The 15,875-nt window shown below is 42.2% G+C and carries 20 protein-coding genes; 14 read left to right on the top strand and 6 right to left on the bottom strand.

The features are described from left to right. Positions 1 to 81: 81 nt before the first annotated feature. Both pssA and JI667_RS02660 read right to left on the bottom strand, forming a co-directional pair. Positions 82 to 621, bottom strand: coding sequence for a CDP-diacylglycerol--serine O-phosphatidyltransferase (gene pssA / locus JI667_RS02665; protein WP_206850135.1), 540 nt, complete (start codon positions 619 to 621; stop codon positions 82 to 84). 309 nt (positions 622 to 930) lie between these two features. Continuing rightward, on the bottom strand, positions 931 to 1,071 hold the full coding sequence (locus JI667_RS02660; protein ID WP_206850132.1) for a sporulation histidine kinase inhibitor Sda: 141 nt from the start codon (positions 1,069 to 1,071) through the stop codon (positions 931 to 933). Between the two features lie 449 nt (positions 1,072 to 1,520). Here JI667_RS02660 and JI667_RS02655 point away from each other — a divergent pair, with 449 nt between their 5' ends. The 8 genes from JI667_RS02655 to JI667_RS02620 are packed head-to-tail and all read left to right on the top strand — an operon-like array spanning position 1,521 to position 6,520. Beyond that, positions 1,521 to 2,042, top strand: a complete 522-nt coding sequence (locus tag JI667_RS02655; RefSeq protein ID WP_206850129.1) for a YqeG family HAD IIIA-type phosphatase — start codon at positions 1,521 to 1,523, stop codon at positions 2,040 to 2,042. Beyond that, positions 2,039 to 3,139, top strand: coding sequence for a ribosome biogenesis GTPase YqeH (gene yqeH, locus JI667_RS02650; RefSeq protein ID WP_206850128.1), 1,101 nt, complete (start codon positions 2,039 to 2,041; stop codon positions 3,137 to 3,139). The genes JI667_RS02655 and yqeH overlap by 4 nt, the downstream gene beginning before the upstream one ends. Positions 3,140 to 3,149: 10 nt before the next feature. Further along, complete coding sequence (aroE, locus tag JI667_RS02645; RefSeq protein ID WP_368077872.1) at positions 3,150 to 3,995, top strand: shikimate dehydrogenase; 846 nt, start codon at positions 3,150 to 3,152, stop codon at positions 3,993 to 3,995. Continuing rightward, positions 3,982 to 4,275 (top strand): ribosome assembly RNA-binding protein YhbY, encoded by a 294-nt coding sequence (yhbY, locus tag JI667_RS02640; RefSeq protein WP_206850126.1) that lies wholly within the window; start codon positions 3,982 to 3,984, stop codon positions 4,273 to 4,275. Before aroE ends, yhbY begins: the two co-directional genes overlap by 14 nt. A gap of 14 nt (positions 4,276 to 4,289) precedes the next feature. Next, positions 4,290 to 4,856 carry a nicotinate-nucleotide adenylyltransferase gene (locus JI667_RS02635; protein ID WP_206850118.1) on the top strand — a complete coding sequence of 189 codons (567 nt, stop codon included), beginning with the start codon at positions 4,290 to 4,292 and terminating at the stop codon, positions 4,854 to 4,856. Continuing rightward, complete coding sequence (gene yqeK, locus JI667_RS02630) at positions 4,849 to 5,415, top strand: bis(5'-nucleosyl)-tetraphosphatase (symmetrical) YqeK (protein WP_206850116.1); 567 nt, start codon at positions 4,849 to 4,851, stop codon at positions 5,413 to 5,415. The genes JI667_RS02635 and yqeK overlap by 8 nt, the downstream gene beginning before the upstream one ends. Before the next feature lie 4 nt (positions 5,416 to 5,419). Further along, complete coding sequence (rsfS, locus tag JI667_RS02625; protein WP_206850114.1) at positions 5,420 to 5,773, top strand: ribosome silencing factor; 354 nt, start codon at positions 5,420 to 5,422, stop codon at positions 5,771 to 5,773. Beyond that, positions 5,774 to 6,520, top strand: coding sequence for a class I SAM-dependent DNA methyltransferase (locus JI667_RS02620; RefSeq protein WP_206850107.1), 747 nt, complete (start codon positions 5,774 to 5,776; stop codon positions 6,518 to 6,520). It begins immediately after the preceding gene. A gap of 101 nt (positions 6,521 to 6,621) precedes the next feature. Here the strand turns inward: JI667_RS02620 and comER are convergent, their stop codons facing one another. Then, a complete protein-coding gene (gene comER, locus JI667_RS02615) occupies positions 6,622 to 7,443 on the bottom strand; it encodes a late competence protein ComER (protein ID WP_206850106.1) in 822 nt (273 codons plus the stop codon). 78 nt (positions 7,444 to 7,521) lie between these two features. Between comER and JI667_RS02610 the strand changes: the two genes are divergently transcribed. The 3 genes from JI667_RS02610 to JI667_RS02600 all read left to right on the top strand — a co-directional run bounded on the left by JI667_RS02610 (position 7,522) and on the right by JI667_RS02600 (position 11,043). After that, entirely contained in the window at positions 7,522 to 8,127 is a 606-nt protein-coding gene (locus tag JI667_RS02610) for a helix-hairpin-helix domain-containing protein (RefSeq protein ID WP_206850105.1), read from the top strand. Positions 8,128 to 8,204: 77 nt separating this feature from the next. Continuing rightward, entirely contained in the window at positions 8,205 to 8,768 is a 564-nt protein-coding gene (locus JI667_RS02605; protein ID WP_206850100.1) for a ComE operon protein 2, read from the top strand. After that, on the top strand, positions 8,761 to 11,043 hold the full coding sequence (locus tag JI667_RS02600; protein WP_206850097.1) for a DNA internalization-related competence protein ComEC/Rec2: 2,283 nt from the start codon (positions 8,761 to 8,763) through the stop codon (positions 11,041 to 11,043). The genes JI667_RS02605 and JI667_RS02600 overlap by 8 nt, the downstream gene beginning before the upstream one ends. Before the next feature lie 151 nt (positions 11,044 to 11,194). Here the strand turns inward: JI667_RS02600 and JI667_RS02595 are convergent, their stop codons facing one another. Beyond that, positions 11,195 to 11,329: a YqzM family protein gene (locus tag JI667_RS02595; RefSeq protein WP_034757445.1), complete on the bottom strand. Its 135-nt coding sequence runs from the start codon at positions 11,327 to 11,329 to the stop codon at positions 11,195 to 11,197. Between the two features lie 293 nt (positions 11,330 to 11,622). Here JI667_RS02595 and holA point away from each other — a divergent pair, with 293 nt between their 5' ends. After that, positions 11,623 to 12,651 carry a DNA polymerase III subunit delta gene (gene holA / locus JI667_RS02590; RefSeq protein ID WP_206850095.1) on the top strand — a complete coding sequence of 343 codons (1,029 nt, stop codon included), beginning with the start codon at positions 11,623 to 11,625 and terminating at the stop codon, positions 12,649 to 12,651. 42 nt (positions 12,652 to 12,693) lie between these two features. On the opposite strand, the gene rpsT is transcribed toward holA, so the two are convergent. Next, the gene (rpsT, locus tag JI667_RS02585) at positions 12,694 to 12,945 is read right to left on the bottom strand and encodes a 30S ribosomal protein S20 (RefSeq protein WP_034757447.1); all 252 of its coding nucleotides are present in this window, start codon (positions 12,943 to 12,945) and stop codon (positions 12,694 to 12,696) included. Positions 12,946 to 13,148: 203 nt separating this feature from the next. Between rpsT and gpr the strand changes: the two genes are divergently transcribed. After that, on the top strand, positions 13,149 to 14,258 hold the full coding sequence (gpr, locus tag JI667_RS02580; protein ID WP_206850093.1) for a GPR endopeptidase: 1,110 nt from the start codon (positions 13,149 to 13,151) through the stop codon (positions 14,256 to 14,258). Here the strand turns inward: gpr and JI667_RS02575 are convergent. Then, entirely contained in the window at positions 14,246 to 14,434 is a 189-nt protein-coding gene (locus JI667_RS02575) for a hypothetical protein (protein WP_206850091.1), read from the bottom strand. The two genes, gpr and JI667_RS02575, sit on opposite strands and share 13 nt — an antisense overlap. 227 nt (positions 14,435 to 14,661) lie before the next feature. On the opposite strand from JI667_RS02575, the gene spoIIP reads away from it, so the two are divergent. Beyond that, positions 14,662 to 15,870, top strand: a complete 1,209-nt coding sequence (gene spoIIP / locus JI667_RS02570; RefSeq protein ID WP_206850089.1) for a stage II sporulation protein P — start codon at positions 14,662 to 14,664, stop codon at positions 15,868 to 15,870. Positions 15,871 to 15,875: the final 5 nt, after the last annotated feature.

Genomic DNA, 15,875 nt, shown 5'->3' with positions numbered 1-15,875 from the left:
GGACAAGAAGAAAAGCGGAGGGGCTTTGCCCAGAGGCGACAAGCAAAAATAAAAAGAACCCAAGCCGGGTTCTTTTGTTTATTACATCTTCTTCAAAGTAAATGGACTGATCATTAATATGGACAGGGCGACGACTATACATACGAGGAGTACGCTCGGCACAAACGGAATGGCGAAATAGGACATGGTCAATAAACAGCCTGCTGCAGTAATGGGCAATCCTGTAAAGTAGCCGTCATTCTCTGAAATGTTGAAGCGTGCCAATCGATAAGCTCCACAAGCTAAATAGAAAATCATAAAAAACATGCCCGGCACATCAAACTCGTTGAGAACGGCCGCATACAGGAGTATGGCCGGGGCAGCCCCAAAAGAAATGATGTCACTCATTGAATCCAGCTGCTTTCCTAGTTCGGACTCGATGTTTAATTTCCTCGCTACCATCCCATCAAATCTGTCTGTTAAAGCGGCGATGAAAATGAGAATCAAGCTTAAATGTAATTGGTTATGAAGAATGGAAATAATGGCAAAGCCACCTAATGATAAATTGGTCAGGGTAATCAGGTTGGCTGTTTGTGCTTTAATCTTCTTGAACGTTTGATCGAGGACGCCAGAGAGAAACAATCAGCACTCACTCCTTTTAATAAAGTTTGTTCACTGTTGAACATGAATTATGGCTGAAGATGCTTGAACTAATGATTGTAACCGCACACAGTGAAAAAAGATTCTTATTAATATAGTATATAATAAAATTTTATTATATACTTATGAAACTGCTAAAGTTAATCGTTTTTTGAAATTATGCAGGATTGTTCAGGAACTTTCCGTCAGTAGGTTCCTTAAAAGATGACAGCAGATGAAATATCGGGGAATACATTGAATAAAAAAAGAGGACGGATTCTAATCAAATCCGTCCCATTTAATGTTACTATTCTACGAAGTAGCTTTTATTTTATTCGTAAGGGATCGACGGTGAATTTCCATTTCGATGAGGCGAATGAATTCTGTATTGAGCTTCAGCTCGATTGCTTTGAAATAAGAATCAATCAACAGTTCGTCCGATAACTTCCTCATTAATGCCACCTCCAATAATCATCATCTTTTTGTATTTCAAAAATGAATGTAAGTACGTTTTCAAGTAGTAATTAAACTTTACCAAATTTATTTTTTTAGAACAAGCGTTCCGTTATCCACAGCTCACGGTGGATAAGTTGTGACTATCTTGTATATAACTGGTAAATAACCGATGTTTGTGTTCTGTATAATGTGAATAAGGTTATCCACAATCCTAAACGGAACTGGAAATTTGTCGAAAAATATTTATTTGTTTTACGAATATGTTTGGATTTCCAGGAATATATATGATTTATTTTGAATCTGTATGTAAAATTGGTTATCATTAATCTGTTATAGGTTAAAGGTATAAGGAAGAAATCAATTTTTTTATAAAGAGTATGTTCGATTAAAGAAAATAGTGAGAGCAGTTATTTATATAATTGTAAACGAAATTTGAGGTGTAGCGAGTGATCAAACAGTTTTTACCAAATGAGCAGGTTCAGGATATCTTCAGTATCAGCCCGGACCATTTAAAAGAAAAGGGAATCAAGGCAATTATCACCGACTTGGATAATACATTAGTGGAATGGGACAGGCCCAACGCCACCCCGAAATTAATTCAGTGGTTCAAAGTGATGCAGGAGCAGGGGATTCTTGTGACAATTGTATCTAACAATAACAAGAGCCGTGTCGGAGCATTTGCCGAGCCTTTAGGAGTTCCATTTATATTTCAGGCACGTAAGCCCATGGGACGTGCATTCAAGAAGGCAATCAAGGAAATGGGTGTAAAGAAGGAAGAGACGGTCGTCATCGGGGACCAGCTTTTAACGGACGTACTGGGTGGGAACCGGAGCGGCTTTCATACGATATTGGTTGTCCCTGTAGCACAATCGGATGGTTTCTTTACGAAATTCAATCGTCAAGTAGAACGCAGGATCATGAAGTTTTTCAAGCGTAAAGGCATGCTTGAGTGGGAGGATAAAAAGTGAGTGAAGTTGTATGTATAGGTTGTGGCGTTGAAATCCAGACGGAAAATAAAGATGAGATGGGATATGCCCCTCCTTCGGCTCTTCAAAAGGAAGAGATCATCTGTCAACGCTGTTTTAGATTAAAGCATTATAATGAAGTCCAGGATGTTCCATTGACCGATGATGACTTCCTGAAAATATTAAACCAAATTGGTGACTCTGAAGGCTTGATTGTCAAGGTTGTAGATATATTTGACTTTAATGGAAGCTGGCTTCCGGGACTGCACCGGTTCGTGGGCTCCAACCCGATTCTTCTGATTGGAAACAAGGTAGACCTTCTGCCGAAGTCCGTCAAGCACTCCAAGCTTATTCACTGGATGAAGCATGAAGCGAGCCAACTTGGATTAAAACCAATTGATGTTCAACTGGTGAGCGCTGCCAAAGGTCAGGGGATAGCCGAAGCAATCGAAGCGATAGAAGAATATCGAGAAGGAAAAGACGTTTATGTAGTAGGATGTACGAATGTAGGGAAATCCACGTTCATTAACCGAATCATAAAGCATGTTTCGGGAGAGCAGGATGTCATCACGACTTCTCACTTCCCGGGAACGACTCTTGATATGATTCAGATACCATTGGATGATGAGGAATCACTGATTGATACCCCCGGGATCATCAATCATCATCAGATGGCACACTTTGTAGATAAACAGGATTTAAAAATCATCACGCCGAAAAAAGAAATTAAGCCGAGGACGTTTCAATTGAATCCTGAGCAAACGTTATTCTTCGGCGGGTTGGCACGATTTGATTTCATGGCGGGGGAACGTCAGCCCTTTACCTGCTACTTCTCTAATGAGTTGACAATCCATCGTACGAAGGTTGAAAAAGCAGAGGAGCTTTATAAAAATCATGCGGGTGAGTTATTGCAGCCGCCAAGAAAAGATGACATGGATTCGTTCCCGGAGCTTGTGAGGCATGAATTCAAGATCAAAGAAGCGAAAACGGATATCGTTTTCTCAGGGCTCGGGTGGATCACCGTGAATGATGCAGGTGCGACCATTGCGGCTCATGTTCCGAAAGGCGTCAGCGTCTTTTTGAGAAAATCATTGATCTAGGAGGGGTTCTGTGGCTCTATATGGTGTAATGGGGGACCCGATTGCTCATTCCATGTCTCCCTTGATGCATAACAGCGCATTTAAAGAAAATGGTATTGATGCAGAATATGTGAAGTTTCACGTGAAGAAGGAACAGCTCCCCGAAGCGATCCTCGGGATTAAAGCATTAGGCATCAAAGGTGTGAATGTAACGGTTCCCCATAAGGAAAAGGTCATGCCCCTATTGGATGAAATTGATCCTCTGGCGGAGGCTATTGGTGCTGTGAATACGATCGTCAATGAAGATGGAAAGCTGATCGGCTATAATACGGACGGTCTTGGTTTTGTTGAGGGGTTGAAGCAGTTAGCCGGGGATCAACTTGAAAACAAATCGATCCTTATCATTGGAGCAGGCGGTGCTGCCAAGGCCATCTACTACACCCTTGCCTCATCGGGAGCGGGTAGAATAGATGTAACTAACCGGACGCCCGATAGAGCGGAGAAGATGATGGAAACGTGTCCTTTCGCACTGAAATCCGTATTTCTTCCTTTGGACGAAGCTGAGAACGTACTGGAGGAATATGATGTCATCATCCAGACGACGTCTATCGGTATGCTTCCTCATATCGATCAGATTCCTTTGAAAATCGTCAAGTTAAAGCAGGGAAGCATCGTCAGCGATATTATTTATAATCCATTAGAAACAGCACTTTTAAAGCAGGCTAAACAAAAAGGAGCCATCACCCAAAACGGACTAGATATGTTTGTGTTTCAGGGGGCGCTCTCATTTGAGAAGTGGACAGGGATCTTCCCTGCCTATTCCATAATGAAAAACATCGTTTTACAACAACTAGGAGGTCAACATGTTAACAGGTAAACAAAAAAGGTTTTTACGTTCAGAAGCACATCACTTAAATCCGGTTTTTCAAGTAGGAAAAGGCGGAGTCAATGATAATATGATCAAGACAATAAGCGAAGCAATCGAAGTAAGGGAACTGATGAAAATCAGCATCCTTCAAAATTGTGATATGGATAAGACTGAGGTGGCAGAACAACTATCAAAGGGTGTACGGGCTGAAATTGTCCAGGTCATCGGGAACACCATCATTCTTTATAAAGAATCAAAAGAAAACAAGCAATTAATCCTGCCAAGATAAGGATTGATACAATCATGAAGAAGGTTGGACTACTGGGAGGCACATTCAACCCTCCGCATATGGGTCACCTGGTCATTGCGGAACAGGTTCTTGAGAAGGCGGATTTGGATGAAATACGCTTTCTTCCGAACCATGTGCCCCCACATAAACAGGTGGATGATTCTGTATCGGCAAATCAGCGGCTAATGATGCTGGAGGCAGCGATAAAGGATCATCCGCGTTTTTCCATTGAAATGATCGAACTCGAACGACAGGGTGCATCCTACACATATGACACCATCAAGCTCTTAATGGAAAGAGAAGAGAACACCGAATTTTCATTTATCATTGGGGGGGATATGATTGAGTATCTCCCAAAATGGTATAAAATCGATGAACTTCAGAATATGGTGAATTTTATTGGGGTGAATCGTCCTATGTATACCCATGAGACTTCCTTTAATGTGCAATTGATTGAAGTCCCGGCCATCGATCTTTCTTCTTCTTACATTCGTGACACTGTAAATAAGGGTCATTCGGTTCGGTATTTAGTTCCAGATGACGTGTATCGATTTATAAAGGAGGAGAGGTTATATGAATAAAGAAAAAGCCTTGGAAATCGTAAAAGGACATTTGACCGAGCACCGCTATATTCACACATGCGGTGTCATGGAAACTAGCATCGAACTTGCACAAAGGTATGGAGCGGACGAAAAGAAAGCTGAAACAGCTGCCATATTTCATGACTATGCTAAGTTTCGGGATAAAGAGGAAATGAAAGCGATTATTGAAGAAGAGAATCTTTCAGGGGAGCTGCTGCTTTATAATAGCGAGCTGTGGCATGCACCTGTCGGGGCACTCCTGGTAGAACGTGAGGTAGGGATAGAAGACCTGGAAATCTTGGATGCCATCCGTTTCCATACTTCAGGTAAAGAGGGGATGACCATCCTTGACAAGGTGATTTATTTAGCCGATTATATCGAGCCGAATCGCGGGTTCCCAGGTGTGGAAGAAGTGAGGGAACTAGCTAAAGAATCATTGGATGCTGCCATCATAAAGGCTCTTCAGAATACGATGACGTTTCTAATGAAAAAAAATCAAGCGATTTATCCTGATACATTTCGCTTTTACAATGAATTAACTTTAAATCAGAGGAGATGAAGGAATGGAACAGAATTTAGTAGAATTAGCGTATAAAGCCGCTGATGACAAACGTGCTGAGGATATTGTTGTATTGGATATGAAAGGTGTTTCGTTGATTGCGGACTATTTCCTGATCTGCCACGGAAACTCGGACAAGCAGGTACAGGCAATTGCCCGTGAACTGAAAGACGCAGCAGAAGAAAAAGGCTATACGGTCAAACGATTAGAAGGCTTTGATCAGGCACGTTGGATTTTAGTTGATTTGGGTGACGTTGTCGCTCACGTGTTCCATAAAGAAGAAAGAGGTTACTATAACCTGGAACGCCTATGGGGAGACGCGTCATTAGTGGAAGTCGGGCAAGGTGAGAACCTCTAAATGAGTTATGAACGTTTTGCTTATGTGTACGATTATCTCATGCAGGACGTCCCATACGACGGCTGGTTGGAATATGTCAATCAACAGACAAAAGAATGTTCAGTTCAAGGAAAAAGAATTCTTGATATCGCCTGCGGAACAGGGGAATTGTCTCTGAGACTAGCTCGTGAAGGGTACGATGTGACGGGGGTCGACTTATCCAGTGATATGTTGATGGTCGCCCAGGAAAAGGCAGCGGACCAAAAGCTTCCAATTCAACTGTTCCAACAGGATATGTCAAAGCTCGATTCCCTTGGTGAATATGATATTATTACGATTTTTTGTGATTCATTGAATTACTTGGAAGACGAGAGTGACGTAGAACATACGTTTAAAAGCGTCTACGCTCACTTGAAACAGGGCGGATTATTCCTTTTTGATGTACATTCCATTTTTAAGATGTCGCAAATATTCACGAATCAAACCTTCACCTTAACGGATGAACACGTCTCCTATATCTGGGATTGCTTTCCGGGAGTTGTCCCCAATAGCGTGGAACACGAACTCACCTTTTTTGTGAAGGATGATGATACCGGACAGTATGAGAGAGTGGAAGAGCTCCACAAACAGCGAACCTATCCCATTCTGATGTTAAATGAATGGCTGGTGGGAAGCGGATTTGAAGTAGCCAGCATCACAGCAGACTTTTCCAGCGAATCTCCAACCGAACAGAGTGAGAGAATCTTCTTTGCATGCAAAAAGAAATAATAAAAGCCGGATTGCCACAAGGCGGTCCGGCTTTTATTCGTGTAATAAAAAAAAGAAGGAAAAAAACAATTCGTGTCGAAATAGTAACGTAAGGATTCTTCCTAGAGCCCGAATTGTGATTTTGTCCCTTCAATATCATCCACGAATTTCTCTTGTGTAGCTTCGAATAACTTCTCAAAAACATCTCCTAATTCTCTTTCCATCACAGAAATCCCTATGCCCGTCACTCCTCCTTTTACACAAACTTTCTCTTGAAGCGTCGGTAACGTATAAATATTTTTCTTTAATAAGTCTCCAAGGCCGACCAGCATTTCGGATGCCAGGACCGTCGCGGTTTCCTGATCTATTTCCGTTACTTCAACGGCTGCATTGATGAATTGTTGAGTAACATAACTGAAAAAAGCAGGACCGCAGCTGACGATGTCAGAAGCCACCCGTGTCACATTTTCATTAATTTCTACAGGTGTGGATATATTTCTGGCAAGGCTAGTTAAAACCCGTCTCCAATTATCCGAACATTGATCACCAAATGTTAAAAGGGACACACCGCTCAAGGCGCGATTGGTGATGCTTGGAATGAATCGGGCGCAAGAACAGCTTAATAATGACTCTAATTGACCCACATTTACCGGGCTGGTGATGGATACAACGCATTTTTCCTTCGTGAATCTTTTCTTATTCTCCTGAATCACATCATACACATCATGTGGTTTTACACAGATGAAGATTAGATCAGATGTAGAAATCACATCTCCATTGGAAAAGCCTACATTGATTTTCGTGAACTTCTTCTTTATATCCTCAGCTTTTTTTATTGAACGATTCGTAATATGAAGATGCGAAGGAGAAATCGCATTGGATTCAATGAGAGCCTCAATCATTATTTTCCCCATGTTTCCTGTCCCGATGATACCTACCTTCATGTTCAGCCCTCCTTAATCACAGTCTCTCCTAAAACTTATGAATTCCTTGCAATGATTATTCCATCCGAGGTGATTTCCGTGCGATCCATAATTGAAAAGTATAGAACGATTCTGTTCGTTGTTTTGGTTTGTAGTGTTTTACTGATTGCCTATATATTGAAAAGTGCATTCCAGCCACCCATTGAGGATTCTTCCATTCAAGCAGCACCGGTGAAAAAAGAGGAGGGTTCTGAACCTGTGAAAACTCCAGAAAACGTATATGTAGATGTGAAAGGACAAGTCGTTAGCCCCGGGCTATATGAGGTGAGGCAGGGGGACAGGTTGAAATTTGTCATTGACAGGGCAGGCGGTTTCACGGAAGATGCCGATAGGAAAATGATCAATCTGGCCGTCAAGGTAACGGACGAAATGATGATATACGTGCCCAAAGTCGGTGAAATGGAACCTCAGGATCTTCCAGTCCCTTCTTCAGGTGCTGAATCAGGGCAGGATAAACTCAATATCAATACTGCTTCCCAACAGGACTTTGAGTCACTTCCTGGAATCGGGCCATCCAAAGCGGCCTCTTTTGTGCAGTATCGCGAAGAGAATGGACCGTTCACTGCCATTGAAGAGATTACAAACATATCCGGCATCGGAGATAAGACATTCGAAAAATTAAAAGAGCATATTTTTGTTCAATGAATTGACGAAACAGAGGAAATCTTTATACACTTAAACAAGCATGATTAATACACCGCATAACAGAAGGAGGAATGGGGATGGAAAGAATAGCTTGGCATCAGTATTTCATGGCTCAGAGCCAACTGCTTGCCCTCCGCAGTACGTGCACAAGACTCGCAGTGGGTGCAACCATCGTAAGGGACAAGCGGATCATCGCAGGCGGCTATAATGGATCCATTGCCGGTGGGGATCATTGTATAGATGAAGGATGTTATGTCATCGACAATCACTGTGTAAGGACCATTCATGCAGAAATGAATGCTCTTCTGCAATGTTCAAAATTCGGTGTCGGGACGGAAAATGCGGACATATACGTCACTCACTTTCCTTGTCTTCAATGCTGTAAGGCGCTGATTCAAGCGGGGATCAAGACGGTTTATTATGCAAAAGATTACAAAAATCATCGGTACGCAATAGAACTGTTTGAAAAGGCCGATGTCCATGTTGAGAAAGTCCCTTTTCAGGAAAGCAGTATCGATGTCAAACATAAGGAAAAAGCAGCATTAATGATCCAATTGATCCAGGATCTCAGACAAGAGGGAGTGTCAGAGGAGAAACTTCACCATTATGAACAGGAATACATAAAGCTTTTCAATGAGTAGAGGGTTATATCTCTACTTGGCTTTGGCGGTTCTGTCAGGGACATTACTGGCACTTCAGGTTCACTGGGGTGCTAGCATCCTTGTCCTTCTCCTCTTTTCTCTATACTTCAGAAAAACCTCCCTTACCCCCATCCTGCTTGCTGTTTTCTTTACCATTTTTTCTTTCACCAATGCCCATTTCCACCAAACCCATCAGAAAACAAAACTTTCCCAACAAACCACAGCCCATACCTTTCAGCTGACTATAAAAGATATCCCGTCCATCGACGGCAATTCATTCAACTCCCTGGTAAGAATACGTGGTGAAAAAGTCCTGTCCCGCTATTATTTCACATCAGAAGAGGAAAAAAGAGCGTTTCAACAATTGAAACCAGGATTTATGTGCGAAGTGGAGGGAGAGCTTACTGAACCCAGTCCAAATAAAAATCCTAATTTATTCAACTATAAAGAATTTCTTTATTATCAAGGGGTATATTGGTTCCTGGACATAAAGAAATTCAAGGGATGCAGAGGTAGGGGTTCTTGGAAGGATGCGTTGATTACGCTGAGATTCAAAGGGTTAAAAAGAATAGAACAGAGTTTCCCGCCATCCACTGTCGGAGTGACACAGGCATTATTATTCGGGGAGACAGGGATGATTAAAGAGGACACGATGAAGTCATTCAGGGAGCTCGGTGTTGTGCATCTCCTTGCCATTTCAGGTCTTCATGTGGGTCTGTTATTTGCATTCCTTCATCATTTTTTATTAAGGGCGGGTGTAACCCGGGAAGCTGCATCATGGGTGGGCATTTTTTTTCTTCTTTGCTACATCATATTGACAGGCGGCTCACCTTCTGTTGTCAGGGCATCTTCTATGCTAATTGTACTCCTGTTGGGTAAAAAAACATCTCTGAATATCAGCGTGTTCGATAGTTTAGCGGCAGTATTTCTAATTCTTGTCTTGTACGAGCCATTCTCCGTATTTAACGCAGGATTTCAATTATCTTTTGTGGTCAGTTTCTCCCTTGTGATTTCATCCCGGACAATATTAAAGGATGCATCCTCATCCTCCTTCAGGCAAATGTTCATGGTAACAATCGTAGCCCAGTTATCTTCACTTCCCATCGTGATCCATCATTTCTACGAATTTTCCTTAATCGGTTTTCTGACCAATCTCTTTTATATACCGCTTTTTTCCGCTATCGTCCTCCCGATGGCCATCATCGTTTATTTTCTATCGTCAATCGTAACTGCCGGATGGGTCATGGTTCCTTACAAAACCCTCTTGGAAGGAATTCAATGGCTATCTTCTGAGGTTTCTTCTTTTCCTCTAAGCACTCTGGTGATGGGGAGACCCCATTTTCTTCTTTTACTCTGTTATCTTATTCTGATCTATTACGTATTTGCCGGTTTTGAAAGGAAAAAATACCTCTCGGGTGTACTGTTTATTGTGTTTGGAAGTCTTCATCTACTATGGAATAATTTTCATCCTTATGGGGAAGTCGTTTTCATTGATGTCGGACAAGGAGATGCAACCTTGATCGACCTACCTTATAACCGGGGTACCTTCTTAATCGATGCAGGAGGGGAAATTCACTTCCCGGAAGAGAAATGGGAGGAAAAAGGCAGCACTTTCTCTGTAGGAGAGGATATTGTCGTTCCGTTTTTAAAAAGTAAAGGAATCACGCGTATCGATACGTTGATTTTAACTCATGGGGATCTCGATCATGTAGGCGGTGCAGAAGCAGTGATAGATGAAGTGAAGGTAAGGGAAATCTTGATCAGTCCCGGAAGCATGGGGAAATTGGAAGTGGGTAACATTGTTAAAAAGGCACAAAGCAAAAGGATTTCCGTTAAAGAGGCAATGTATCCTACCAGTTGGCGTGGGGATGAGGAAGGATTGCATATCGTTTCTCCCCTGGATACAGCATATGAAGGGAATAACGACTCCATTGTCATCTATGGAGATATCGGATTCATGAAATGGTTGTTTACAGGAGACTTGGAGGAGGAAGGGGAAAGAGAGTTATTGAAGACATTCGATATGCAGGTCGATGTGTTAAAAGTCGGTCACCATGGCAGTAATACAAGTAGTACAGAGCCTTTTCTAGAGGAAGCGAGTCCAGACTTCGCAGTTATCTCTGCAGGAGAAACCAATCGATTCGGCCATCCGCATCCTGACGTGGTCAAGCGATTGACAACTAGAGGAGTGGCCATTTATAACACGGCAGGGAACGGGGCAATCACCTATCGATTTTGGGATAAAGAAGGAACGTTTTCTGCCCAACTGCCATAGGATGTAGAACAAAACAAATTAAGCGCTAATGAAAAAAGGGGCAGACCTATTACAAAGAATCAGGGCATTCAAACCATCTTTATGATACGGAAAGTACCATATATGGAAGTTGAAGTAACCGTTTTCTTAAAGGCCTGCTTCCTATTTTTCATTAAGATCCAATTAATTTGATCGCTGTTGCAATAATGAACATTAATGCAAAGAATCCAAAAGAAACACCGAAGGCTACACCTGAATCTACTGCATCATTTCTTTTTGATTGTACATTCTTTTCAAATTGGTTCACAATTACCCCTCCTATTTCTATTCTAGTATAGAACAACGCTAATGAAAAATCTATACTTCCCTTTACTTTTTCCTTTACTGACAAGAGTTGTCACCCATAAGTTTATGGATGTGTGGTGACACTAATCAATACAAAGGAAATACCGTTGGCGGATCAGGTTCCTAGGTCTTATCCGTTAACGTTAATATAGATATAGGGGGTGTCCTAATGAGGGATGTCCCCTTTACCCCTTGCCAAAACCAGAAAGCTTTTTTACCATAGAGTAGAGAATAGACTTAATGGAGAGTGCTGACTTGGTTATCGATACATGGAAAAAAATAGAGAAGTCTCAATTTGCCGATATATATTTAGTTTACGGAAATGAATCATTTATTATTAATGAAACGAAACAAAGGATTGTTTCAAGAGCCATTTCAGAAGAAGAAATGGATTTTAACTTTTCCAGCTATGACCTGGAGGAGACGCCGATAGAAGTAGCGATTGAAGACGCTGAAACCTTTCCTTTTATGGGAGAAAAAAGAGTAGTCATTCTTCAGAATCCCGTTTTCCTGACGGCTGAAAAAACGAAAGAAAAGGTAGAGCATAATATCAAGCGCTTTGAACAATACATACAATCACCTGCACCATACACGATACTTGTGATCACCGCGAATTACGAGAAATTGGACGAGCGTAAAAAAGTCACCAAGTCCTTAAAGAAGCTTGCAGAAGTAGTGGAAGCCAAAAAATTGAATGAACATGAACTGAAATCCTGGGTAAGGGAAAGGGCAGCCGGGAATAACGTTCAGATTGATGAAGATGCCATCGAATTATTGCTCACGCTTGCAGGAACGAACTTGATGATGCTCACTCAGGAATTGGATAAGCTCTCTTTATATGCAAGTGACACCAACAGAATCGATATAGAAGTAGTCGAACGGTTAACCGCCAGATCACTGGAACAAAATATTTTCACTCTGGTGGATAAAGTCGTTCAAAGAAGAACAGATGAGGCGTTAAGAATCTATTACGATCTCCTCAAGCAAAACGAAGAACCGATAAAAATCCTGGCGATCCTTGCCGGGCAATTCCGCCTGATCTACGGTGTCAAGGAGCTCTCACGAAGAGGGTATGGACAGCAGAAAATCGCTTCCACCTTGAAGGTACACCCGTTCAGGGTAAAACTCGCAGCTGGACAGGCAAAGCATTTTAATGATAAACAGCTGGCTCATATTATTGAGCTGCTTTCCCAGGGGGACTATGAAATCAAAACGGGCAAGATCAAAAAAGAACTGATGATCGAAATGTTTCTATTTAAACTTCATGATCAACGTTTTACGTAAAAAAAACCACCCTGCCAAAAATGGCCGGGTGGTTTTCTTCAATTAGTTCGCTTTTTTCATTAGACGAGACTTTTGACGATCTGCAGCGTTTTTGTGGATAAGACCTTTTTGAGCTGCTTTGTCTAATTGACGTACCGCTTCAGTTACTAGATCTTTCGCGTTATCAGCGCTGTTAGTCGCAGCTGCTTCTGCTTTCTTGATAGCAGTACGCATTGTAGATTTTACTGCAGCGTTTTGAGCATTACGCTCGTTGCTAGTTTTTACGCGTTTGATAGCTGATTTGATATTTGGCATTCCTGTCACCTCCTATAAAAGGATCGAGATTCTATGTGACTCGATTTAAATTCCTAAACAATAAGAACAAATGATATTTTATCAAACGGACAGTGATATTGCAATACTATGAGGTGAAATTAAACAAGTGAATGAACACTTGCCAAAAAGGTAACCATAAAAAAATACTGGAAAATATCCCAAGCCTGGAGGTAGAGTGCGAAATGAAAAAAGAAGAAATCGATCTGAGTAAATATTCCATCCGTACCGATCTTGCAGTAGAAGCAAAAGAAATGGTGGATGCAGATAAAGCGGAAAATACGTCATCCATTCAGGGTGTGATGATTAAAGAAAGGGAAGAAGACGGAGTGAAGGTTTCCCTGGTCACGGTGACACCTGAAGGGGAAGAGAAAATCGGCAAGAAACCGGGAAACTATTTAACCATTGAGGCTCATGGTATACGTGAAGAAAATACAGAGCTGCAACAGCGTGTTGAAAAGGTATTCGCCAATGAACTTAGCCAATTCTTGATTAATAACAAGATCAGCAAAAATGCTAGCTGTTTAATTGTCGGGCTCGGAAACTGGAATGTGACCCCTGATTCTCTCGGACCAAGGGTATGTGAAGATGTCATTGTGACAAGGCATTTATTTGAACTTCAGCCTGAATCAGTGGAAGAAGGGTATCGCCCGGTCAGTGCCCTCGTACCTGGCGTGATGGGACTGACGGGAATTGAAACAAGTGATATCATCTTCGGTGTGGTGGAGAAATCAAAGCCTGATTTCATCATCGCCATTGATGCATTAGCCTCCCGTTCCATAGAACGCGTCAATGCAACCATCCAGATTTCAGATACAGGCATCCATCCGGGGTCGGGAGTGGGGAATAAGCGAAAAGGGTTGGATCAGGAAACGTTAGGTGTTCCGGTCATTGCCATCGGGGTTCCAACTGTTTTGGATGCGGTCACGATCGTCAGTGATACGGTGGATTTTCTATTAAAACATTTTGGCAAAGAAATGAGAGAAGGAGATCGTCCATCAAGATCGCTTGCCCCTGCAGGATTAAGCTTCGGCGAGAGAAGGAAATTAACTGAGGAAGACCTGCCTGAGGAAGAGCACCGGCAAACCTTTATGGGCATTGTCGGGACACTTCCGGATCAAGAGAAACGGAAGCTGATCCATGAGGTACTGGCTCCGATCGGTCATAACCTGATGGTGACCCCAAAAGAAGTGGATGTATTCATGGAGGACATGGCGAATCTTATCGCAAGCGGCCTCAATGCCGCGCTTCATGATGCCGTAGATCAGGCGAATACGGGGTATCAGACAAGATAAAAGAAAGGTTGTAATGACGCCTTGAGGGAAGAGTGTGGACCTTGAGGTGTCTTTATTTTTTTAAACAGATGGATAAGGCGTTTCACTGAGGAATTTGGAATATCGCTGATGCCTCCATTAATATTCCCCAAAACCCCAGGAAGAGGCTGTAATAGGCTTTCAGCTGCCATTTTCATGAAAATCAATCCCCCTATATGTTCAAAAAGATAATACTCTCATTCCTGCCCCACCATAGTCAGTAATACCCCGTGTTTTAACCGGGAACATCCTCTAGCGAAAAATTAATAGACTCCCCCCGTTTAACTTTCCGTCAATCATCTCATAATGACTACTAAATATAGTTCTATTATCTCTAGCAAATTCATAGGTTGTACTAGAGTAAAGAAAAAGAAAGGGTGGGAGAATGAGATCATATAAAGCCTCTAACTATGTTATTGCGATTAATATGTCAACGATACTGAAAGGAATGCTGATCTTCGTGGTGGGATTGCTTTCAATTTTTTCGATCACCGGTATCCTCACATCCTTGAACCCTGAGTACAGAATTACGTCGAACTCTCTGAATCATGCTGCTTCCAATGTGAAGGGTGAGGTCTTATATAAAATATTGGCAATGGAAAACCGGTCTTTCTATCAAGTTATTCCCGAAGAGGAGAGGGCTTTACCCGGCCTGTCTTCTATCTTGTTTCAAGTGGCAACCAATGTAAGCTTTGAAGATCCCCGAAGCTTCCTCGGTCGTGAGCTTCCGGGATTCTCGATTTTCGATGGGGATATCATGGTAGCTGGAGAGGGGACTGATTTTACGAATATGCCGATTGAATCCATCCCGCCCCCTGAGGCTCTGGAATCAGGAAATGAAGCACCGCTCAAGAATGTAGGCAACCTGAAAGAAACAAATCAAAAAAGCGGCGACGTGTCACCGCCATTATCCACTGGAAATAAAAAGACGGTCCTTCTCTATTTCACCCATACCCGGGAATCTTATCTGCCTTACCTGGAGGGAGTCACAAATCCCGATTCAGCCATGCACTCTAAAATCAATGTAACCAGGGTAGGGGACATGCTGAAACAGGATTTAGAGGATCTCGGGATCGGTACTAGCATTGATAAAACCGATGTGATACAGAATTTGAATAATAAGGGTCTCGATTATTGGGCGGCGTATCAGGAGTCCAGACCACTCGTGCAGGCAGCGATGACCGGTAATAAAGATTTGTTGTATATGGTCGATATTCATCGGGATTCCCAGAGAAGAGAAGTAACGACCGGAGCGATTAATGGCAAATCATATGCGAAGCTTGCCTTTGTTGTAGGAGAAGAGCACCCTAACTATGAGAAAAACCTGCATGTGGCTACAGAACTTCATAAACGACTGGAATCAAAGTATAAGGGGATTTCAAGAGGTGTCATTGCTAAAAAAGGAAGCGGTACAAACGGGAAATTCAACCAGGACCTTTCCGGGAACGCCATGCTCATAGAGTTTGGCGGGGTGGATAATACATTTGAAGAGCTTGAGAGAACCGCGGGGGCGTTCGCTGAAGTATTCGCTGATTACTACTGGCAGGCAGAAAAGGTGAATCATATACCGATGACGCCTGCTGTTAGTCAGTAATAAAA

This window comes from Bacillus sp. NTK074B (assembly GCF_017303375.1).
Taxonomy (GTDB): domain Bacteria; phylum Bacillota; class Bacilli; order Bacillales; family Bacillaceae_B; genus Rossellomorea.
The sequence above is the reverse complement of the archived record's forward strand: the minus strand, read 5'-3'. Positions and strand labels throughout refer to the sequence as shown.